General features: G+C 72.3%; 19 protein-coding genes. 3 read left to right on the forward strand and 16 right to left on the reverse strand.

From position 1 onward, the window contains the following. Positions 1-43: 43 nt before the first annotated feature. From SHK17_RS20835 to SHK17_RS20845, 3 genes are all read right to left on the reverse strand, one after another. On the reverse strand, positions 44-2,497 hold the full coding sequence (locus SHK17_RS20835) for an immune inhibitor A domain-containing protein (RefSeq protein ID WP_172268165.1): 2,454 nt from the start codon (positions 2,495-2,497) through the stop codon (positions 44-46). A 127-nt stretch (positions 2,498-2,624) separates the two neighbouring features. Beyond that, positions 2,625-4,043, reverse strand: coding sequence for an MFS transporter (locus SHK17_RS20840; protein WP_322920600.1), 1,419 nt, complete (start codon positions 4,041-4,043; stop codon positions 2,625-2,627). A gap of 67 nt (positions 4,044-4,110) precedes the next feature. After that, a complete protein-coding gene (locus SHK17_RS20845; RefSeq protein WP_322423627.1) occupies positions 4,111-4,719 on the reverse strand; it encodes a DinB family protein in 609 nt (202 codons plus the stop codon). A gap of 37 nt (positions 4,720-4,756) precedes the next feature. On the opposite strand from SHK17_RS20845, the gene SHK17_RS20850 reads away from it, so the two are divergent. Then, the gene (locus SHK17_RS20850; protein ID WP_322920601.1) at positions 4,757-5,194 is read left to right on the forward strand and encodes an MOSC domain-containing protein; all 438 of its coding nucleotides are present in this window, start codon (positions 4,757-4,759) and stop codon (positions 5,192-5,194) included. Here the strand turns inward: SHK17_RS20850 and SHK17_RS20855 are convergent. The 11 genes from SHK17_RS20855 to SHK17_RS20905 form a co-directional block, all read right to left on the reverse strand. Then, entirely contained in the window at positions 5,191-5,553 is a 363-nt protein-coding gene (locus SHK17_RS20855; protein WP_172268171.1) for a bleomycin resistance protein, read from the reverse strand. The two genes, SHK17_RS20850 and SHK17_RS20855, sit on opposite strands and share 4 nt — an antisense overlap. A gap of 9 nt (positions 5,554-5,562) precedes the next feature. After that, positions 5,563-6,030, reverse strand: a complete 468-nt coding sequence (locus tag SHK17_RS20860) for a hemerythrin domain-containing protein (RefSeq protein ID WP_322423629.1) — start codon at positions 6,028-6,030, stop codon at positions 5,563-5,565. A 130-nt stretch (positions 6,031-6,160) separates the two neighbouring features. After that, positions 6,161-7,033 carry an RNA polymerase sigma-70 factor gene (locus SHK17_RS20865; RefSeq protein WP_172268177.1) on the reverse strand — a complete coding sequence of 291 codons (873 nt, stop codon included), beginning with the start codon at positions 7,031-7,033 and terminating at the stop codon, positions 6,161-6,163. After that, entirely contained in the window at positions 7,030-7,656 is a 627-nt protein-coding gene (locus SHK17_RS20870) for a carboxymuconolactone decarboxylase family protein (RefSeq protein WP_322920602.1), read from the reverse strand. Before SHK17_RS20870 ends, SHK17_RS20865 begins: the two co-directional genes overlap by 4 nt. Positions 7,657-7,718: 62 nt before the next feature. Beyond that, on the reverse strand, positions 7,719-8,486 hold the full coding sequence (locus tag SHK17_RS20875) for a glycoside hydrolase family 16 protein (RefSeq protein WP_322920604.1): 768 nt from the start codon (positions 8,484-8,486) through the stop codon (positions 7,719-7,721). A 25-nt stretch (positions 8,487-8,511) separates the two neighbouring features. Then, positions 8,512-10,791 (reverse strand): catalase/peroxidase HPI, encoded by a 2,280-nt coding sequence (gene katG, locus SHK17_RS20880; protein WP_322920605.1) that lies wholly within the window; start codon positions 10,789-10,791, stop codon positions 8,512-8,514. A 51-nt stretch (positions 10,792-10,842) separates the two neighbouring features. After that, positions 10,843-11,262, reverse strand: a complete 420-nt coding sequence (locus SHK17_RS20885) for a Fur family transcriptional regulator (RefSeq protein ID WP_172268189.1) — start codon at positions 11,260-11,262, stop codon at positions 10,843-10,845. 121 nt (positions 11,263-11,383) lie between these two features. Beyond that, positions 11,384-12,253 (reverse strand): aldo/keto reductase, encoded by an 870-nt coding sequence (locus SHK17_RS20890; protein WP_322920607.1) that lies wholly within the window; start codon positions 12,251-12,253, stop codon positions 11,384-11,386. A 42-nt stretch (positions 12,254-12,295) separates the two neighbouring features. Continuing rightward, entirely contained in the window at positions 12,296-12,733 is a 438-nt protein-coding gene (locus tag SHK17_RS20895; protein ID WP_322920608.1) for a BLUF domain-containing protein, read from the reverse strand. A gap of 65 nt (positions 12,734-12,798) precedes the next feature. Beyond that, positions 12,799-13,731, reverse strand: coding sequence for an NADP-dependent oxidoreductase (locus SHK17_RS20900; protein ID WP_322920609.1), 933 nt, complete (start codon positions 13,729-13,731; stop codon positions 12,799-12,801). Positions 13,732-13,821: 90 nt separating this feature from the next. Then, a complete protein-coding gene (locus SHK17_RS20905) occupies positions 13,822-14,133 on the reverse strand; it encodes a hypothetical protein (RefSeq protein WP_322920610.1) in 312 nt (103 codons plus the stop codon). A gap of 174 nt (positions 14,134-14,307) precedes the next feature. On the opposite strand from SHK17_RS20905, the gene SHK17_RS20910 reads away from it, so the two are divergent. Then, the gene (locus SHK17_RS20910) at positions 14,308-14,598 is read left to right on the forward strand and encodes a DUF1540 domain-containing protein (RefSeq protein WP_405030385.1); all 291 of its coding nucleotides are present in this window, start codon (positions 14,308-14,310) and stop codon (positions 14,596-14,598) included. 111 nt (positions 14,599-14,709) lie between these two features. On the opposite strand, the gene SHK17_RS20915 is transcribed toward SHK17_RS20910, so the two are convergent. Next, on the reverse strand, positions 14,710-17,154 hold the full coding sequence (locus SHK17_RS20915) for a 5'-nucleotidase C-terminal domain-containing protein (protein ID WP_322920611.1): 2,445 nt from the start codon (positions 17,152-17,154) through the stop codon (positions 14,710-14,712). 171 nt (positions 17,155-17,325) lie between these two features. Between SHK17_RS20915 and SHK17_RS20920 the strand changes: the two genes are divergently transcribed. Continuing rightward, positions 17,326-17,922 (forward strand): GNAT family N-acetyltransferase, encoded by a 597-nt coding sequence (locus SHK17_RS20920; protein WP_322920612.1) that lies wholly within the window; start codon positions 17,326-17,328, stop codon positions 17,920-17,922. Between the two features lie 138 nt (positions 17,923-18,060). Here the strand turns inward: SHK17_RS20920 and dnaB are convergent, their stop codons facing one another. After that, positions 18,061-19,464 carry a replicative DNA helicase gene (gene dnaB / locus SHK17_RS20925; protein WP_322423637.1) on the reverse strand — a complete coding sequence of 468 codons (1,404 nt, stop codon included), beginning with the start codon at positions 19,462-19,464 and terminating at the stop codon, positions 18,061-18,063. Positions 19,465-19,530 lie beyond the last annotated feature (66 nt).

The following is a 19,530-nucleotide window of genomic DNA, read 5'->3' on the forward strand; positions in this document are numbered from 1 at the left end:
GTGCGACCGTGTCGTCAGGACCGACGGAGTCGGTCCCTCGGGGTCAGTTCACGCGGATCCGCATGCTGGTGCCGCTCTGCGAGAGCACCTCGATCTGCACACCGGCTCCGGCCACCTTCACGCCGACCCGGGGCAGGCCCGCGGCGACGTAGGGCGCGAAGTAGCGGTTCGGGTCGGTGTCGTCGAAGACCGGGTTCGGTCCGCGACCACGGATCAGGCTGCGACGCCCGCCGGCCGTGAGGTAGAACGAGTCGGACCTCTCCAGACCGAACGGAGCGTCGTAGGTCTGGATGCGACCGCGCCACGCCTGGCCCTGGAGGTTGTAGTGCGGCTCCGGGTTGGCGTCGACGGGCAGCACCAGGCCGCTGCCGGGGTGCTGGCTGGTGTTGTTGTCGGAGTACGACGAGTCCCAGTAGTTGACCAGCAGGCCGTCCTGGTAGGGGAACTTCTCCACGAAGTCAGGCCGGTCCGGGAAGCTGAAGTTGTAGGGACCGGTCTGGAGGTACTTGTCGTAGGAGACGTACTGGCGGTTGCTGGCCAGGTAGAACTGGTCGTAGGCGGTGTTGAAGCTGGCTCCCACGGAGGAGAAGCCGGCCAGCGTCCACCCGTTGGGCGACGTCTCGGCGCCGTCGGCGAAGACGGTCGTCGTGCCGTTGGTGACCTTGATGTCGTCGACCAGCAGGCCGGACCACGCCAGGGCGGGGTTCTGGCCCTGGACGGCGCCGTCGGTGGCGTAGCGGGCACGGAACCCGATCGTCTGGCCGGCGTAGGCCGACAGGTCGAACGTGGCGGTGACGAACCCGTTGCTGACCCCGTCGATGCCCGGCTCCTTGGCCGGGTCGTTCGTCGGGTTGGTGTCGGTGTCGGTGTCGGGGTCGATCGAGGTGGTGTCGATCGCCGTCCAGGTGCCGCTGCCGACGGGGGACTCGACCTCGAACCAGCCGTAGTCGTAGTCCTCCTCGATGTTCCACGCGGCCTTCAGCGACAGCGTGGTGGTCCCGGCCGGGACGGCCAGGTCGGCGCGGGACATCGACGACTTGTAGTCGTTGCCACTGCCGCTGTACCACTGCTTGGCACCCTCGGGCGGGGCGGGCAGCGCGGTCGGGATCTGCTTGTCCGGGAGCACGACGGCCACGCCCTGGGCCTTGTCGGAGTTGTACTCGTGGGGGCCGAGGTCGATCGTGCGGTCCTGGCCCGCGACCACGGTCTCGTAGTCGAGCCAGCCCAGCTGGAGCTTGTCCCAGACACCGAGGTCAGCGGCACGCGTGCCGATGCCCTGGTCGCCGGCGGCGGAGACCCGGCTCTGCGCCATGAGCGTCCACCAGCTCACCGGGTTGTCGCCGGAGGCGGCGGTGTCGTAGTGGTCGGGCAGGCCGAGGTCGTGGCCGTACTCGTGCGCCACGACGGAGATGCCGCCGTTCTCGGGCTGCACGGTGTAGTCGGCGACCCAGATGCCGGTGTTGCCGATCTGGGTGCCGCCGTCGGCGTTGGGGACGCCGTCGACGGACGGGCCCTGGCCGGTGTTCTGGAACGCCTTCCAGCGGTGGCTCCAGATGGCGTCCTCGCCGTAGATCGGGTCACCGTCGGCCTGGTCGCCGCCGGCGTGGATGATCTGGAAGCGGTCGATGTAGCCGTCGGCCTCGTCGAAGTTGCCGTCGCCGTCGAAGTCGTAGCGGTCGCGGATGTCGTACTGCGACACCGTGCGCTTGATCTGGGCGTCGGTCTTGCCGGCGGCCTTCTGGTCGGCGACCCACTGGGTCATGCCGTCCTGGACGAGGTTCCAGGTGTTGTTGCAGACGTTGCCGGTGCAGGGGTAGCCGTTGCTGCGGCCGTAGCGCGCCTGGTTGTAGGGGACGGTGGTGAAGTCGGTGACCATGCCCTCGACGCTGTAGCGGCCCGAGGACTGGCGCTCGTAGTAGCTCTTGAGGGAGTCGGCGAGCTCACCGTCGCCGAAGTAGAGGTCGCGGTAGTAGCGCTTGGTGTACTTCTCGCGCCACTGCGTCGAGTTGTCGTTGGCGCCCGGCTTGGGGATCTCGTTGAACCCGGGGCCCTCGTAGGTGACGGGACCGGCGGTGGCCGGGTCGGTGTCGCGGTCGGGGAAGTTCGGGTGGCGCTGGGTGCCGAAGTCGACGAGGAACACGAACACCTTGTCGGTGCGCTCGTTGCTCAGCTCGACGTACTGGTCCTGCGTCGTGGCCTTGCCGGCGCGGGCGTTGGCACGACGTGCGGCGGGCTCCTTGCCGACCTTGAGCACGGAGTTGCCGCTGATGGTCTGCGGCGCGGCCTCGCCGCTCAGCACGTCGGCCCAGGCCTGCTGGCGGAGGGCGTCCTGCTTCTCGGCTTCCGGGTTGGGCAGGACGTGGTCGGAGGTGGCCGAACGTGCCTCCCCGCCGGTGCTGCGGTTGTCCGCCGCGGGGGCGGCGCTGGAGGGGGCGAGGGTCAGCGCGCCTGCTCCGGTGATGAGGGCCAAGGACAGCCCAAGGGTCGTGGATCTCACGAGATTGTTCCTTTCCGAGAGGCAGGTAGGCGGGCTCGATCGGCCACGACGACTTCCTGCTCGGCCGACACTAAGCCGAAGATGTCCTCGTTGGACAGACCCTTCGTGGGGTAAAGATCCGGCGGTGTCAGTCGGCCGGTCGGGCCTCGAGCTGCTGGGGCGGCGCCGCGGCGTAGGCCCGCGAGAGCCGCCGGTAGGGGGCCGAGGCCAGGGCGACCAGCACCGTCACGAGCATGATGGCGCCCGCCGCGAGGAACACCAGGGCGATGCCGCGCGCCTCACCGTCACCGAGCAGCCAGCCCCACGTGTCGCGCCCGGATCCGGAGTCCATGTAGGGGATCAGCCAGAACTCGGCGATCGGCCCGATGAGGAAGGCGGAGACGGGGCTCGCGGCGAGCTCCACGCTCTGCGCGAAGCCGAAGACCCGGCCCTGGGTGCGGAACGGCACGACGCGCTGCAGGATGGTCTGCTCGGCCGACTCGGCCGCGGGGATGATGCACATGAAGGCGAACAGGCCCAGGACGTAGAGCCAGGCCCACTCGCGCAGGGTGAACGTCATCCCGAGCACCGCCACGCCGAGGTTGACCAGCAGCAGCGTGCGCACCGGGTTGGCGCCGAGGCCCAGCTTGGCGACCAGGCCGCCACCGACGACGAACCCGATGCCGGTGACGCCGAGGACGATCCCCCACGCCTCGACGCTGAACAGCGTGAGGCCGTAGGGGTCCATCAGCGCGATGTAGACGCCGCTCACCAGGTTGTTGAACGTCGAGAACAGGATCAGCGCCACCAGCCCGGGCACCACCCGGATCGCCGCGACCGCTCCCCGGACGTCGGAGCGCGAGGCCCCCTCCTCGGGCTGGGGCTCGAGCTCGGGGATGGTGATGGGCAGCAGGTGGAGCAGCGAGGCGCCGGTCAGCGCGATCGCCACCGCGAGCGTCCAGCCCATGCCGATGAGGCCGACGCTCAGGCCGCTGAAGACGCTGGTGATCATGAAGGCCACGCCCTGCACCGTGCCGACGAGCCCGTTGGCCTTGTCGCGGTCGTCCTCGGGCACGAGCAGCGTGACCGTGGTGGACAGCGCGATGTTGCGCAGGCTCTCAACGACACCACCGACGAGGATCACCGCGGAGAACAGCCAGAACCAGGCGCTGCCCCAGTCGGCCAGCCGGTCCTCGCCGAGCAGCAGCCACAGGCCGCCCGACGCGGCGTAGGTGACCAGGGTGACGGTCGAGGAGATCACCATGACCTGCTTCTTGCGGTGGCGGTCCACCAGGGTGCCGAACCAGGTCCCGAGGACGGCCGTGAACAGCATGAAGCCGCCGCCGATGATGGCGGTGGCCATCACCGAGCGGGTCTCGAGGTAGGCCCAGAAGGTCAGGGCGAACCACAGGTAGCTCGAGGTGACGTTGGCGACGAGGGTGTTGCCCAGCACCGCGCGGAAGGCGCGCAGCGTCTCGGGACCGCGCGTCACGCCCGGGGGCAGGTGGGCCTCGAGCTGCGGCGCGGAGGGGTCTGCGGGGACCGGGTCCATCTCGTCCGTGGCCACCCCGGCAGCCTAGGTGTCGCCACCGACAGTGCGCCCGCCGTTTTCCCGGCCGGTGAGGGCCCCGGGCCTACGTCGCCGGGAACTCCTCGGCGACCGCCGTCAGCCTCGCGACGTACGACGGCCAGTCGACGTCGTCGGGCAGGTTGCTCGCGGCGACCTTCATGCCGGCACCGCCGTCGACGCCCTCGCGCAGTATGTCAGCGTGGCCGGCGTGCCGGGTGGTGTCGCTGATGACGTGCAGGACGATCCGGTGCAGCGAGACCTCGCGCCGGTCCGGGTGCCACCACGCCACCGAGCCTCGGGCGTCGAGCGGCAGGTCGGCGATGGTGGCGTCGCTGAACGCCCACACCGAGCGGTAGAACGCGACGACGTCGGCCGCGGGCACGTCCGCGGGGACCCACCAGTCGGCCTGCGGGTCCGCCTCGGCCTCCTCGTCGCTGACGAGCAGCGCCGCACCGGGGTCCGGCCAGTCCCGTCCGAAGGTGGGACCGAAGTAGCCGACCTCGACGTTGGCCGCGTGCCGCACGATGCCGAGCAGGTTCGTGCCCGTCGGGGTGCGGGGCAGCCGCAGGTCACGCTCGCCGAGCCCCTCGAGCTTCCAGAGCAGGGCGTCCCGCGCCTCCTGCAGGTAGTGGAGGAGGGCGGACTTCGGGTCCAGCAGGTCGGTCGGGGTCACGGAGGAGATCCTGCCGCGCCCGACGTACGGTCGCACCGTGGTTTCCCGTGTGCACTCACTCCACGTCGCGCCCGGCCGAAGGCTGCCGACGAAGTCGGTCGCCTCCGTCGAGGCGGAGGCCGGCGTCGGCCTGGTCGGCGACCGCTACCACGGCGCGAAGCACCGGCATGTCACCGTGCAGGCGCTCGACGACCTCGAGGCCGCGGCCGAGGCGCTCGGCCGACCGGTCGACCCCGGCCTGACCCGCCGCAGCGTCACCCTGACCCACGGCCCGTTGCCGACCCGGCCGGGCGAGCGCCTCCGGATCGGCGAGGTCGAGCTGGAGGTCGTGCGGATCGCCGCGCCGTGCCGCCTCCTCGACGACTGGCTGGGCCCGGGGGCGATGACGGCGCTGCGCTCCCCGCGCGGTGGCACCGTCTTCCGGCTGCTGTCGTCGGGGACGATCCGCGTCGGCGACGCGGCGGTCGACGGCTAGGGGTTCTGCACCAGGCGCAGCAGGTTGCCGTCGGCGTCGACCAGCGCCCCGATGCGGATGCCGGACTCCTCGACCCGCGGCGGGTGCAGGCGCGGCCAGCCCACGTGGGTCTGCGGCAGGCCGGCGGCGACGCAGACGGCGTACATCGCGTCGACGTCGTCGAGCCGCAGGCAGCACCCGGCCGCCGTGCTCGCCGGGTCGAGGCCCGGGTCGCGGAAGAACTCGAGCACGACGGTGCCGCGCTCGACGATCAGCCAGCCGGGGTCGTGGAAGGTCGCGCGGAAGCCGAGCGCGGCGTAGAACCCGGCCGTCGCGTCGAGGTCGCGCGAGGGCAGGTTGGGCGTCGCGTGGTCGGCCATGCACCCACGCTAGAGCGGACCGAGGACCTGCGTCACGGGCGCTGTGAGCTCGAGCCGCTCCAGGAGGCCGAGCAGGGTCCGCTCCTCGTAGCGGAAGTGCGACTCCATGATCGCGCCGATGCCGTCGAGGTGACGCCCGAGCGTCGCGGGGTCCGCGGCCGCGTCGACCGCCGCCCGCAGCGCACCGACGAGGTGGCCGATCATCGCGTGGTCCTGCACCAGCGTGCGCAGCGGCTCCGCCAGGTCCGGGTGCTCGGCCGCCACTGCGGGGAAGAGGATGGTGTCCTCACCCCGGTGGTGCCCGTCGAGGGCGGTGCAGAAGCCGCGGCAGAACAGCAGGAGGTCGCGGCTCGCCGACGGCGCGCGTCCCTGGCCCACCTCGTCCTGCGCCACCCGGTGGGCCGCCCGCAGCCGGTCGTGGACCGACCGCATCTCGTGGGCCCAGGCCACCAGCCTGGTCGTGTCGCCCTCAGCCACGTGAGGGCGAAGGGGACGACGTCATGGTCGTGCTCCTTCGTGTCCGGCGCCTCCATGCCTGGCACGGTCTGCCACCGGCACGCGACGCTGGCGTGAGCCTAGCGGCACAGCCGGCCGGCGGCGGAGGGCGTCATCGCGTCAGGTCGGCGGGATCCAGCAGGCGGGCCAGCTTCTCGGGGTTGCGCACGGTGTAGAGCGCGGTCACGAGACCGTCCTCGACCTGCAGCGTCATCACGCTGTCCACCTCGCCGTCGAGGCGCAGCAGCAGCCCGGGCGACCCGTTGACCTCGGCCGGCTCGGCGCTCATCCGTCCCGCCATGGTCGTGATGCCCAGGCCCAGCAGCCGCACCACCCGGTCCTGGCCCAGCACCGGCCGCGGCATCGCCTGCTTGACGCCGCCTCCGTCGCCGAACGCCACCACGTCCGGCGCGAGCAGGTCGGCGAGTGCCTGCAGGTCGCCGGTCTCGATGGCCGCGAGGAACGCCCGGGTCGCCCGCTCGGTGGCGGCCCGGGACACCGCGCCCCGCGGTCGGCGCTCCGCCACGTGCGCCCGGGCCCGACGAGCGATCTGGCGCACGGCGGCCGGGGTGCGGCCGACCGCCTCGGCCAGCTCGTCGTAGGGGAGGTCGAAGACCTCGCGCAGGACGAAGACGGCCCGCTCGGTCGGCGCCAGGGTCTCGAGCACCAGCAGCATGGCGGTCGACAGCGAGTCGGCGAGCGCGACGTCGTCGGCCACGTCGGGGCCCGTGAGCAGCGGCTCCGGCAGCCACGGCCCGACGTAGTCCTCGCGACGCCGGGCCACGGTGCGCAGCCGGTCGAGCGCGGTCCGCGTCACGATGCGGACGACGTACGCGCGCGGGTCGCGCACCTCGTCCCGGTCGACGCGGTCCCACTTGAGCCACGACTCCTGCACGACGTCCTCGGCATCGGCCGCCGAGCCGAGCAGCTCGTAGGCCACGGTGAAGAGCAGGTTGCGGTGCTCGAGGAACGGGTCGCCGCTCATGGCGCCGACGCCACGGCCACGGCCGGCGCCATCGGCGGCAGCCCGCAGGCCTCGGCGTAGTGCTCGGAGCGGATCCCGAGCGCCACGTTGCCCCGCGCGGTCATGTTCATCGCCCCGACGCGGGCGGTGAGCTCGAGCAACCCGTCGGGGCCCAGCTCGGCCAGCAGCGCGGCGGCCATCTCGTCGGTGACGGCGACGGGCGTGCGGCTCATGGCCGCGGCGTACTCCATCACGCCGCGCTCCAGCGGCGAGTACGCCTCCGACGTCCGCCACCGCCGGACCTCGGACGCCTTCTCGAGCGAGAGCCCCCCGTCGCGGGAGCGGAAGTAGTGCAGGTCGAGGCAGAAGCCGCAGCCGACCTCGGCGGCCGCCGCCATGGTGGCGAGCGTCGCCAGCGTCTGGTCGAGCCGGTCCCACTTCTCGGCCCGTCGGCCGAACCTCATGGTGTCGCCCAGCACGCCGCGGTGGTGCCACATCACCCGCGCCCCCACGGGGACGCCGCCGAGCACCCGGCGCATCGCGACCTTCATCAGTCCTCCGTAGAGGCCGGTGATCTCGGTCGGCGGCACGCGCGGCTCGCTGGTCTCGCTGGTCTGGCCGGTGTGGTCGGTCGGGCTCGTCATGGCGGTCTCCTGGGTCGAGGGGGTCTCGACATGGGACGCCGCCCGACGTCCTCGTGTGACAGTCAGCCGACGACGTGCTCGATGGAGTCGACCTCCAGCGTCGGCTCGTGGTCGGCCAGCGTGCCGTCGTCGCGGTCGGGGAAGTCGAAGACCCCGACGAAGAGCTGGAGCGGGTAGCGCGGGCACTGGTCGGAGGTCCGCACCGGCGTGCCGTCGACCGACCACGTGCAACCGGCCGGGCCCATCTCGACGGTGAAGTCGTGCCACTCCCGCAGGTCGAGGGCGAGCGGGGTGACCGAGAAGTCCTCGCGCAGCGCCGGGTCGCGGAAGGCGTGCACGCCTGCTCCGACGCCCGCCGACGGAGCGGCCGGGTCGGTGACCAGGGTGTCGCCGAACACCTCGAACACGCACACCTCGCCGCACCGCTCGGGCTCGTCCTCGAAGCCCGTCAGCCAGACCGAGACCATCGACCGGGCCGTCACGTCGGCGCGGGCGCGCACCGTGAGCCGACCGCCGGTGAGCAGCCAGCCACGGAACGGGTCCTGCTCCTCGGTGACCGTCAGGCCGTCGGCGAACGGCTGCTGGCCGACGGTGGACCCGAGCGCGCCGGCGAAGAGACCCGACGCGATGGTCGAGGTCCGCAGCGCCGGCGTGTGGCGCTCGGGGCACCACAGGCCCTGGGCGGTGGGGATGCGCAGACGGAGCACCGAGCCCGCGACGTCGTACGACGCCCGGGTGCCGTCGCGGGACGACCAGTGGGGCAGGTAGTGCGGCACCCACGTGTCGGCCGCGAGGTCGTCACCCTCGAAGTGCTCCGTCCGCGATCCCATGACGGCCGGGAGTCCGGTCAGGCCCTCAGCGGTGGAGGTCGAACCGGTCGTTGTCCATGACCTTGACCCACGCGGTCACGAAGTCGCGCACGAACTTCTCGCGGGCGTCCTCGCTGGCGTAGACCTCGGCCAGCGCCCGCAGCTGCGAGTGCGAGCCGAACGCGAGGTCGACCGCGGTGGCGGTCCACTTCACGTCGCCGGTGGCGAGGTCCTGGATCTCGTAGACGTTCTCCGTGTCCTGCGAGGCCTTCCACCGGGTGCCCGGGGAGAGCAGGTTGGCGAAGAAGTCGTTGCTCAGCACACCGACCCGGTCGGTCAGCACGCCGTGCGACGATCCGCCGTGGTTGGCGCCCAGCGCGCGGAGACCGCCGACCAGGACGGTCATCTGCGGCGCCGTGAGGTCGAGCATGTAGGCGCGGTCGACCAGCAGCTTCTCGGGCTGGAGCTTCTCGCCGGGACGGACGTAGTTGCGGAACCCGTCGGCGCGCGGCTCGAGGACCCGGAACGAGTCGACGTCGGTCTGCTCCTGGGTGGCGTCGGTGCGGCCCGGGTGGAAGGGCACGCTCACCTCGACGCCGGCGTCGCGGGCGGCCTTCTCGACCGCCGCCGACCCACCGAGCACGATGAGGTCGGCCAGGGACACCTGGGCACCGCCGCGGCCGTTGAAGTCCGAGCGGACCGACTCGAGCACCTGCAGGACGCGGTCGAGCTCCTCGGGCTGGTTGACCGTCCAGCCGCGCTGCGGCTCGAGGCGGATGCGGGCACCGTTGGCGCCGCCGCGCTTGTCGGTGTGGCGGTACGACGACGCGGAGGCCCACGCCGTGCTGACCAGGTCCGACACGCTCAGGCCGGAGTCGAGGACGGCGGCCTTGAGGGTCGCGACGTCGTCGTCGCCGACGAGGTCACCCTCGACCGGCGGCACCGGGTCCTGCCACAGCTGCGGCTCCGGCACCCAGGGGCCGAGGTAGCGGGTGACGGGTCCCATGTCGCGGTGGAGCAGCTTGTACCAGGCCTTCGCGAAGGCCAGCGAGAACTCCTCGGGGTTCTCCAGGAAGCGGCGCGAGATCTTGTCGTACTCGGGGTCGACGCGCAGGGCGAGGTCCGAGGTGAGCATCGTCGGCTTGCGCTTCGGCGAGTCGGGCGTGGGGCCGGGGATGATCGCCTCGGCGTCCTTGGCCACCCACTGCTTGGCGCCCGCGGGGCTCTCGGTGAGCTCCCACTCGTAGCCGTAGAGGATCTCGAAGTAGCGGTTGCTCCACTGGGTCGGCACGTCGGTCCAGGTGACCTCGAGGCCGCTGGTGATCGTGTCCTCGCCCTTGCCGGACCCGTGCTCGCTGATCCAGCCGAGGCCCTGGTTCTCGATCGGGGCGCCCTCGGGCTCGGGACCGATCAGGTCGGGGTTGCCGTTGCCGTGGGTCTTGCCGAAGGTGTGGCCGCCGGCGATGAGGGCGACGGTCTCCTCGTCGTTCATCGCCATCCGGGCGAAGGTGGTGCGGATGTCGCGCGCCGAGGCGAGCGGGTCGGGGTTGCCGTTCGGGCCCTCGGGGTTGACGTAGATCAGGCCCATCTGGACCGCACCGAGCGACTCCTCGAGCTCGCGGTCGCCGGTGTAGCGCTCGTCGCCGAGCCAGGTGTCCTCGGGACCCCAGAAGATCTCCTCGGGCTCCCACACGTCCTGCCGGCCGAAGGCGAAGCCGAAGGTCTCGAAGCCCATGTCCTCCAGCGCGACGTTGCCGGCGAGGACGATGAGGTCGGCCCACGAGATCTTCTGGCCGTACTTCTGCTTGACCGGCCACAGGAGGCGCCGGGCCTTGTCGAGGTTGGCGTTGTCGGGCCAGCTGTTGAGCGGGGCGAAGCGCTGCCCGCCGTCGCCGGCGCCGCCGCGCCCGTCGTAGATGCGGTAGGTGCCGGCCGAGTGCCAGCTCATCCGGATCATCAGGCCGCCGTAGTGACCGAAGTCGGCGGGCCACCAGTCCTGGGAGGTGGTGAGCACCTCGGCGATGTCGCGCTTGAGGGCGTCGACGTCGAGGGAGGCGAAGGCCGAGGCGTAGTCGAAGTCCTCGCCCAGCGGGTCGACCTTGGAGGAGTGGGCGCGCAGCACCGACAGGTCGACCTGCTCGGGCCACCAGTCGCGGATGCTGTGCGGACGGCCGCCGGCCACGGGGGTCGGGGAGTCGATCGCCGGGTTCTCGCTCTCGCTGCCCTCGGCGGCGGCGGAGTCGTGCATGACCGGGCAGCCGGCCGCGGCCTTCCGGTCCACCCCCTGGGGGCTCTCGGTGACGTCGTTGTCCTGGCTGTCGGTCATGGCTTTCCTTCCGGGGGTACGGATGTGGCTCAGGTGCGGATCAGGTACGGATCAGGCGGCGGTGCAGGCGGGGCAGGTGCCCCAGTAGGTGACCTCGGCCTCGTCGACGACGAAGCCGTGGGTGTCGGCGGCGTGCAGGCAGGGGCGTACGCCGACGGCGCAGTCGACGTCGGCGACCACGCCGCACGAGCGGCACACGACGTGGTGGTGGTTGTCGCCCACGCGCAGCTCGTAGCGGGCCGGCGAGCCCGCGGGCTGGATCCTGCGGACCAGGCCGGACTCGGACAGCACGCCGAGGACGTCGTAGACGGCCTGGTGCGACACGCCCGGCTCCTCGAGGCGGACGGCCGTGAGGACGGAGCCGGTGTCGGCGTGGGGGTGCTGGCGGAGTGCGCGCAGGACGGCGAGACGCGGCCGGGTGACCCGCAGGTCGGCGCCGCGGAGCAGGTGCTCGAACTCGCTGTCGTCCATCGCTCCCACCCTGCCGACTTTTCTTGAACGAGTCAAGTTTGTCGGGACGGCCGTGCGGGACGCCGTGGGGACCGTTCGTCGATCCCCACGACGCCCGCGGGAGGCACGTGTCGGGCGGGTGTCAGCTGGCGTCGAGCCGGGACACCTCGTCGGCGCTGAGCTCGATGTCGGCCGCCGCGGCCGAGTCGGTGATGGAGGAGGGACGCTTCGCGCCGGGGATCGGGATGACCACCGGCGACTGGGCGAGCTCCCAGGCGAGCGCCACCTGCTGGGCGCTCACGCCGCGCTCGCCGGCGATCTCGGCGAAGGCGGGGTGCTTCTCGGCCAGCTCCTTGGCGTCGGAGAGGCCACCGAGCGGGCTCCACGGCAGGAAGGCCAGGCCGAGCTCCTCGCAGACCTCGATCTCGGGGCGGCTGGAGCGGAACTTGGGGCTGAACTGGTTCTGCACGCTGACCAACCGCTCGCCCAATACGGCGTGCGCGGCGCGGATCTGGTCGGGGTCGGCGTTGGAGAGGCCGATGTGCGCGACCTTGCCGCTGTCGGCGATCTCCGCGAGCGTGCCGATGACCTCGTCGTAGGGGACCTTCGGGTCGGGGCGGTGGTGCTGCCACAGGGCGACCTGCTCGACGCCGAGGCGCTGCAGGCTCTCGTCGACGGCGCTGCGGAGGTGGTCGGCCGAGCTGTCGGTGTCCCAGCCACCGCCCTCGGTGCGGACGTGGCCGCCCTTGGTGGCGAGCAGGACGCGGTCGCGCACGCCCAGCTCGTCGAGGATGGAGGCGATGAGGCGCTCGTTCTCGCCTTGCGCGCCGGCCCCCTTCTCGTCGCCGGGGCCGTAGGCGTCGGCGGTGTCGAAGAGGGTGACGCCGGCGTCGAGCGCGGCGGAGACGGTGTCGACGAGCTGCTGTCGGGGCTGGGTGCCGGTCTGGTCGAAGGTCATCAGGCCCAGGCCGATGGCGCCGACCTGCTGGGTTCCGAGGGTGCGAGTCTGCATGGATCCGACCCTACGACGCGCAGCCCAAGCCCGACCCGGGGGTCACACGGCGTTGACGCGGAACGTGTCGAGGAGCCCGAAGGCGGCGACGGCGTGCGAGCTGAGGTCGTCGCCGACCGACTGCCGGGCGAAGTCTCCGAAGTCCTGCAGGTCGGCGATCTCGCGGGCGGTGACGTTGCGGAAGCCCATCGACCAGGTCGCGAACGCCCGTTGGACGACGTGCCTGCGGTCCACCACGCGCACGTCGGTGTGGCGGGCGTCGGCGGTGATCACGTCGATCAGCCCGTCGATGACGTCCTCGGGCCCCTCGAGGGTCTGGATGACGGTGCCGCCGCTGTAGAGGAGCAGGCCGGTCACACCGAGCCGCTCGTTCTTCGGGCGGATCTGCTCGATGAGGTCGACCAGCTCGGCGACCGACATCAGCTGCATCGCGGAGCTGGTGTAGGTGATGGTGAGCAGGGTCGGGTCGTCACTGTCCATGGCTCGGTCGAGGCTAGCCACCGTGAGGGGGGTGGACATCACCCCAGGGGAGACAGGTGTGCCCCTCACACCGTGACGACGATCTTGCCGCCGGGGCTCCCCTCCTCGGAGAGCCGGTGCGCGTCGGCGATCTCGTCCAGCGGGAACGTGCGCGCCACGGTCACCCGGAGCCGTCCCTGCTCCACGAGGGCGGCGAGCGCGTCGAGACCGTCGCGGTCGGGGCGCACGAAGAGGTAGCGGCCGCCGATCTCGGCCACCGCGCCCGGGTCGATGATGCTGACCACCCGGGCCGGGTCCTTCACCTGGGCCGCCGCGTCCGCGAGGGCGTCGCCGCCGACCAGGTCGAGCACGGCGTCGACGGGGCCACCGTGGGCGGCGAGCTGCTCGCTGACGGGACCGGCGTGGTGGTCGAGCACGACGGTCGCGCCCAGCTCGCGCACGAGGTCGTGGTGGGCGGGTGAGGCCGTGCCGACGACCTCGGCACCGCGGGCCACGGCGATCTGCACGGCGAGCTGCCCCACCCCGCCGGAGGCGGCGTGCACCAGCACGCGATCGCCGGGACCGACCTCGAGCAGCTCGGTGAGCGCCTGGTGGGCGGTGAGGCCCGCGAGCGGGACGGCGGCCGCCTCCTCGAAGGACATCGACGGCGGCTTGAGCGCGACGGTCCGCTCGGGAGCCGGGACCAGCTCGGCGGCGGTGCCCTGGGAGACGTCGTCGCGGCGGACGTAGCCCCAGACCTCGTCCCCGACCCGGACGCCGGTGCGCACCGCCGGCCCGACCGCCTCCACGACCCCGGCGACGTCCCAGCCGGGGATGATCGGCAGGTGGTGGGGGAACGCGCCGCTCAGATGGCCCTCGCGCACCTTCCAGTCGACGGGGTTCACGCTGGTGGCCCGGACCCGGACGAGCACGGAGTCCGGCCCGACGGGCGGGTCGGGCCGCTCTCCCACGGTCAGCACCTCGGGACCGCCGAAGGTGTCGTAGCTGGCTGCGCGCATGCTGGTCTCCTGATGTCGTCGGGGGCGCCGGTCGCCGGCGCCCGCACGGTCAACCGTCGCAGGGACGGGTGGTGTTCCCGTCCCGGCGGGTCAGTCGACGTCGATGCCCGTGACCCACCGCTCGCCGGGGTCGCCGCCCCAGGCGTCCCAGGCCACGCGACCGGGCGAGGGGAAGCCGTCGCCACCCTGCGTGAAGCCCTCGGCGTCCTTGTCCACGGTGTGCCGCGCGAAGTAGCCCTGCATCTTCTTCACGTCGGCGTCGCTGACGTCCTTGCCGTCGGCGAGCTGGTGGGCGCGGTGGCGCCCGACGTCGGTGAAGCCCTTGCCGGCCCTGCCCTCCTCGATCCACCGGACGGCGCGCTGGGCCGCCTCCTGCACGTCCTTCGGGGGCTGGTGTGCCACGTCTCCTCCAGGCTGGGTCTCGGCGTACGGGCCGCCCACGCTAGGTCGCTCTCCACCGCCACCGCCCCACCCCGTGGGACGAGCGCATCCCGACGGCCCGGGGCGATCCCGGGGCCCGGCAAGGGAAGCCTGTCCTGTCTGGACGGACGCCCGATCGAGGGGGATCGTCGGGACATGACCACCATGAACCTGCCGATCGTCAGCTCGTGCAGCGTCGACGGCTGCTCCTACAACCACGACCACGACTGCCACGCCGGTGCGATCACCGTCACCGGCTCCGCGGGCGCCGCCTGCGGCACCTTCGTCCACACCGCCGACAAGGGCGGCGTCGACGCCCACGGCCGCGTGGGCGCCTGCCACCGCGCGGACTGCCGCCACAACGACCACCTCGAGTGCACCGCCTCCGGTGTCGACGTGGGTGCCGGCGCCGATCCCGCCGACTGCCTCACCTTCGCGCCGGCCTGAGCCGACCGGTTCCATCCGCCACAACGGCGGCGAACGGCCCCGCCGCGGGCGGTGGTGGTCCGACGGCCCGGGGCTCTGGGTACCCCGGACCGTCGGAGACTCAGGGGCGGGTCAGCGCCGGTGCACCCTCACCTTGACCGTGCGAACGGCCGCCAGCGTGCGGTCGTCACCGGCGTAGGCGATCCTCAGCCTCGTCGTGCCTGCCGCCTCGAGGACCGGCAGGGTGAAGGTCACCCGGCCGGCGCGGAGCCGGCCGGTGAGCTTCCTCGACCCGACCCGCAGCGTGACCTTGCCCGACGGGGTCGTCCCGGCGGCAGCCACGCGGACCACCACCTTCGCTCGCGTCCTCCCCGCCAGCACCGTGCCGGGCCTGACCTTCACGGTCATGGTCGGCTTCACCTGGGTGACCGGTGCCGGAGCGGGCGTCGGCGTGGGGGTCGGCGTGGGGGTCGGCGTGGGCGCGGGAGTGGGCGTGGGGGTCGGGACGGGCGGGGCGGCGGTCACGACGACCGGCAGGGACACCGTGGTCCCGGTGGTGGTGCCGACGATCCGCACCGTGGTGGGACCGGTGGGCAGGTCGGCCGGGATCGTGGCCCGCACCGCGACGGTGCCGTCCCCGTCGAGGAGGTTGTCGGTGCGGGTGCCGTCCACCGGGAACGACCCGGCGGGCCGGCCCCCGATCGTCACGTCGACGGCGGTGTCGCGGGGGTCCGTCGGAGCGGAGTAGGACCACGAGCTGAGGTCGACGGCGTACGTCGTGCCGGCGGCGTACGACGCCTGCGCCCCACCGGGGACGCTGACCCCGATCGCCCGCTGGGTCCGCGGCACGGCGAGCGGGCCGGCGGCGGAGGTGTCGGCGACGTAGGCCGCGAGGGCCGACACCGTGCTCGCCTGGCGGACCTGGGGGACGAGCCCGGCGGTGAACCCGCGGAAGTTGTCGGCTCCGGCCGCGAGCGACTGGCCGACCGTGACCGAGTAGTTGCCGGTCGGGTTGAGCGCGACTCCGTCCAGCCACATGCCGGTGATCCGGTCGCCCTGAGGGCGGGTGGGGTCGTGGGTCCAGGTGAATCCGGACGAGGCCCCGAGGCGCAGGAACGCCGGGCTCGGCACCGTGCCGCCGGCCGTGAGCTGCCACTGCTGCTCCAGCACGGTCTTGATCCGCGCCCCGGTGAGGCGCATGTTGACCAGCGGCTCGTCGGCGACGGCGGCGGCCGCCTGGGCGTACGTCGTGGTGGCCGGGTAGGTGCCGCCGGCGACGAGGTCGGCCTTCAGCGCCGTGGGACTGGTGAAGGAGATCCGCGCCGTGCCCCCGCTGCTGGCGCGGGTCGCCCACCGCTGGGCGTCCGCGACGAGGTTGCCGAGGGTCGACTCGCCGCCGGGGTTGGGGGTCGTGCCGTTGGCCCGGGTGGCCCTGCGGGCGGGCCCGGCGAGCGGTCCGAGGGCGACGCCCGGCTGCACCTGGACGTCACGGAAGTCGACCTGCGCGGACTCGCTGCGGTTCTCGAGGCCGATGAAGCCGCCTGCGGCGACGGTCCTGTCCACGGCGTTGACGGGGGTGCCGTTGAGGAGGACGCGGATCCGGGCGGGGGTGACCTGGATCGAGAACCGGTTCCACTGCGTGACGGGCCTGGTCGCGGCCGCGAGCGCGGCGGCGTCCGCGGCCTGGACCACGCTCCCGTCCGCGGACCGGATCGTGGCGGTGTCGGTGGCGCCGATCATCACGCGGTAGCCGCCGGTGGGCTGGACACCGGTGTTGGTGCTCGAGCCGACGAGCACGCTCGAGGCGTCGTCGACGTCCTTCCGCCTCCAGTCCAGCCCGAGGGTGTAGGCACCGGACTGCTGCTGGGTGGTCGTGGCTCTGGTCCAGGTGGTGCCCGGACCGCGGAACCCGCGGATGGTGCAGTCGGTCTGGTGCCCGAAGCCGCCGGCTCCGGCCTTGCGCCACTGGTCGAAGGAGGCGAAGGTGCCGTCGAAGAGCCGCGCCGCGCCGGTGGCGAGCGGGGTGGGGGCGCAGGTGTCGGGTGCCGTGCCGCCGACCTGGATCGCGTCGAAGTTGAGCCGGCACATCTCCTGTGTCCGGTCGCAGCTGATGGCGAGGGTGTTGGTCCCCTGCACGAGGGCGACGTCGGCGCGGGCGAACTCCCAGTCCTCCCAGCTCCCGGTCAGGGGGTAGGGCACGACCTGCCGGGTGCCGTTGGCGACCAGGCCCATGGAGCGGGTGACGTTCTCCTCCGCGCTCAGCGGGCCGGCGGCGTACCGGATCCACACCGGGTAGGTGCCGGCCTCCGGCACGGTGACCGTCATGGTGGAGGTCATCCCGGTCTCGCGGAACGTGTAGGACCCGGAGCCGGAGAAGTTGCCGTGGTCGCCGGAGTTGAGCGCCGGCCCACCGCTGATCTGGCCGTCCTCCACCTCGAGCCAGGCGACCTGGGTGTCGCCGGGCGCAGCGGCGGCCGAACCCGCCGCGACGGCCAGTCCGGCGACCCCGAGCGACACGGACAGGAGTGCCGTGGACGCACGGCGCAGGCGGGCGGGACGGATGACGGAACGACGCACGACGGGCTCCTCTGCGGGCGCTGTGACGCACGCCACAGCCGAGTCGCACGCTAGCGGCGTCGGTTCAGCATGTCGAACCACGTTCCACATCGTGGAACTCCTCCGGTTGTGGTGCCGCGAGCCGATCAAGAGTTCACATTCCTGACCGCCGCACGGTGCGACACTCGAGTCGTGCCCGACCCGCCAGCCCTCCGCCGCCTGGAGACCTCGCGGCTGGTCCTGCGTCGCCGGCGCCCGGAGGAAGCCGCGACCTACCGACAGCTGTGGACCGAGCGCGACCCGCGCGTGCCTGCTCGGCGGAGGATCGACACCGAGGGGCGGCCCACGATCGACGACATCAGGGAGCAGGTCCGCGCGGAGTCCTCGAGGTCGGGCCTGGTCGTCCTGGCTGTCGTGCGCCGCGACACGTCCGAGGTGATCGGCTACTGCGGTCTGTTCACGGTCGACGGGCGGCCGTCCGACGAGCCGGAGCTCGCCTTCGAGCTGCTCCGATCGGTGCACGGCCACGGCCTGGCGACGGAGGCGGCCCGCGCAGTCGTCGAGTGGGCGGAGCAGGCCGAGTTGCCCCGCCTGTGGGCGGACGTCTGGGACTGGAACACCGCGTCGCGTCGGGTCCTCGACAAGCTGGGCTTCCGGGAGACGGGCGCGGCGACCGCGGGTGAGCACGGCGTCAGCCTCACGACCGTGCTGGAGCTCCAGCCGGCGCCTCGTCGGGCGGCTCGTCGGGCGGCTCGGCCCCCGGGACGGCCCGAGCACCCGCCATCATGAGTGCTCGGACCTGGCCGACGGGCACTCATGATTGCCGCGAGGACGTGGTGCCACCGTACCCACGCGGGCGGCGCTGATTCGTCGTCGCCCCACGTCGTACGCCGCCGGGCCGTGACGGTGGGCCCGGCGGTGCGGGCCTCAGCCCTGGGCCATGTCGACGAAGCGCGAGTAGTGACCCTGGAAGGCCACCGTCAGGTCGCGGGTCGGGCCGTTGCGGTGCTTGGCCACGATCAGGTCGGCCTCGCCGGGGCGGGTCGACTCCTTCTCGTAGACGTCGTCGCGGTGGAGCAGGATTACCATGTCGGCGTCCTGCTCGAGCGACCCCGACTCACGCAGGTCGCTCATCATCGGGCGCTTGTCGCCGCGCTGCTCGGGACCACGGTTGAGCTGCGACAGCGCGATGATGGGCAGCTCGAGCTCCTTGGCGAGGAGCTTGATGTTGCGGGAGAACTCCGAGACCTCGAGCTGGCGGGACTCGACCTTCTTGCCCGAGCTCATCAGCTGCATGTAGTCGATGACGATGAGCTTGAGGTCGTGGCGCTGCTTGAGCCGCCGGGCCTTGGCGCGGATCTCCATCATGGTCATGTTGGGGCTGTCGTCGATGAACATCGGCGCCCCGGAGACCTGGCCCATCTTGCGGGCGAGCTTCTCCCAGTCGTCGTCGCGCATGGTGCCGTTGCGGATGTGGTTGAGCGGCACCTTCGCCTCGGCGGAGAGCAGCCGCATCATGATCTCCGAGCGCGTCATCTCCAGGCTGAAGAAGCAGCTCGTCAGGTTGTTGTGGATCGAGGCGGCGCGGCAGAAGTCGAGGGCGAGGGTCGACTTCCCCATCGCGGGGCGGGCCGCGACGATGATCATCTGGCCGGAGTGGAGGCCGTTGGTGAGGTCGTCGAGGTCGGCGAACCCGGTCGGCACGCCGTAGAGGCCGGCCTCGCGGTTGCCGATGGCCTCGATCTCGTCGAGGACGCCGCTCATGATGTCGCTGAGCGGTGCGTAGTCGACGCTCGCGCGACGGTCGGTGACCTTGTAGACCTCGGCCTGGGCGTGGTCGACCACGTCGTCGATCTGGCCCTCGCCGGCATAGCCGAGGGCGGCGATCCGCGTGCCGGCCTCGACCAGGCGGCGCAGGATCGCCTTGTCGCGCACGATCTCGGCGTAGTAGCCGGCGTTGGCGGCGATCGGCACGTTGGCGGACAGGGTGTGGAGGTAGGGGGCGCCGCCGATGCGCTGGAGCTCGCCGCGCTTCTGCAGCTCCGCCGCCACCGTGATCGGGTCGGCGGGCTCGCCGCGGCCGTAGAGGTCGATGATCGCGTCGTGGATGACCTCGTGGGCCGGGCGGTAGTAGTCCACGCCCTTGATGACGTCGACCACGTCGGCGATCGCGTCCTTGGACAGCAGCATCGAGCCGAGCACGCTCTGCTCGGCAGCGTTGTCCTGCGGAGGGGTCCGGTCCCCGGCGGAGCGCGGCGACTCCCCCGGCTCGTAGGCCGCCGGACCATCGCCCCATGCCTGGTCGGTGTCCCCCTCGAATGCGACGCTCACCGGTGCTCCTCCACTGTCACTGCCCACGACCCACCGCACTCCACGCTAGGGACGACCTCCGACATC

Source organism: Nocardioides renjunii (assembly GCF_034661175.1).
Classification (GTDB): domain Bacteria; phylum Actinomycetota; class Actinomycetes; order Propionibacteriales; family Nocardioidaceae; genus Nocardioides; species Nocardioides renjunii.

What these genes read in the sequence shown, in the direction of transcription:
- katG (WP_322920605.1), bottom strand. Translation starts at nt 10,791, where the DNA reads ATGACCGACAGCCAGGACAACGACGTCACCGAGAGCCCCCAGGGGGTG.
- SHK17_RS20895 (WP_322920608.1), bottom strand. Translation starts at nt 12,733, where the DNA reads ATGGACAGTGACGACCCGACCCTGCTCACCATCACCTACACCAGCTCC.
- SHK17_RS20870 (WP_322920602.1), bottom strand. Translation starts at nt 7,656, where the DNA reads ATGACGAGCCCGACCGACCACACCGGCCAGACCAGCGAGACCAGCGAG.
- SHK17_RS20865 (WP_172268177.1), bottom strand. Translation starts at nt 7,033, where the DNA reads ATGAGCGGCGACCCGTTCCTCGAGCACCGCAACCTGCTCTTCACCGTG.
- SHK17_RS20885 (WP_172268189.1), bottom strand. Translation starts at nt 11,262, where the DNA reads ATGGACGACAGCGAGTTCGAGCACCTGCTCCGCGGCGCCGACCTGCGG.
- SHK17_RS20900 (WP_322920609.1), bottom strand. Translation starts at nt 13,731, where the DNA reads ATGCGCGCAGCCAGCTACGACACCTTCGGCGGTCCCGAGGTGCTGACC.
- SHK17_RS20910 (WP_405030385.1), top strand. Translation starts at nt 14,308, where the DNA reads ATGACCACCATGAACCTGCCGATCGTCAGCTCGTGCAGCGTCGACGGC.
- SHK17_RS20855 (WP_172268171.1), bottom strand. Translation starts at nt 5,553, where the DNA reads ATGGCCGACCACGCGACGCCCAACCTGCCCTCGCGCGACCTCGACGCG.
- SHK17_RS20890 (WP_322920607.1), bottom strand. Translation starts at nt 12,253, where the DNA reads ATGCAGACTCGCACCCTCGGAACCCAGCAGGTCGGCGCCATCGGCCTG.
- SHK17_RS20875 (WP_322920604.1), bottom strand. Translation starts at nt 8,486, where the DNA reads ATGGGATCGCGGACGGAGCACTTCGAGGGTGACGACCTCGCGGCCGAC.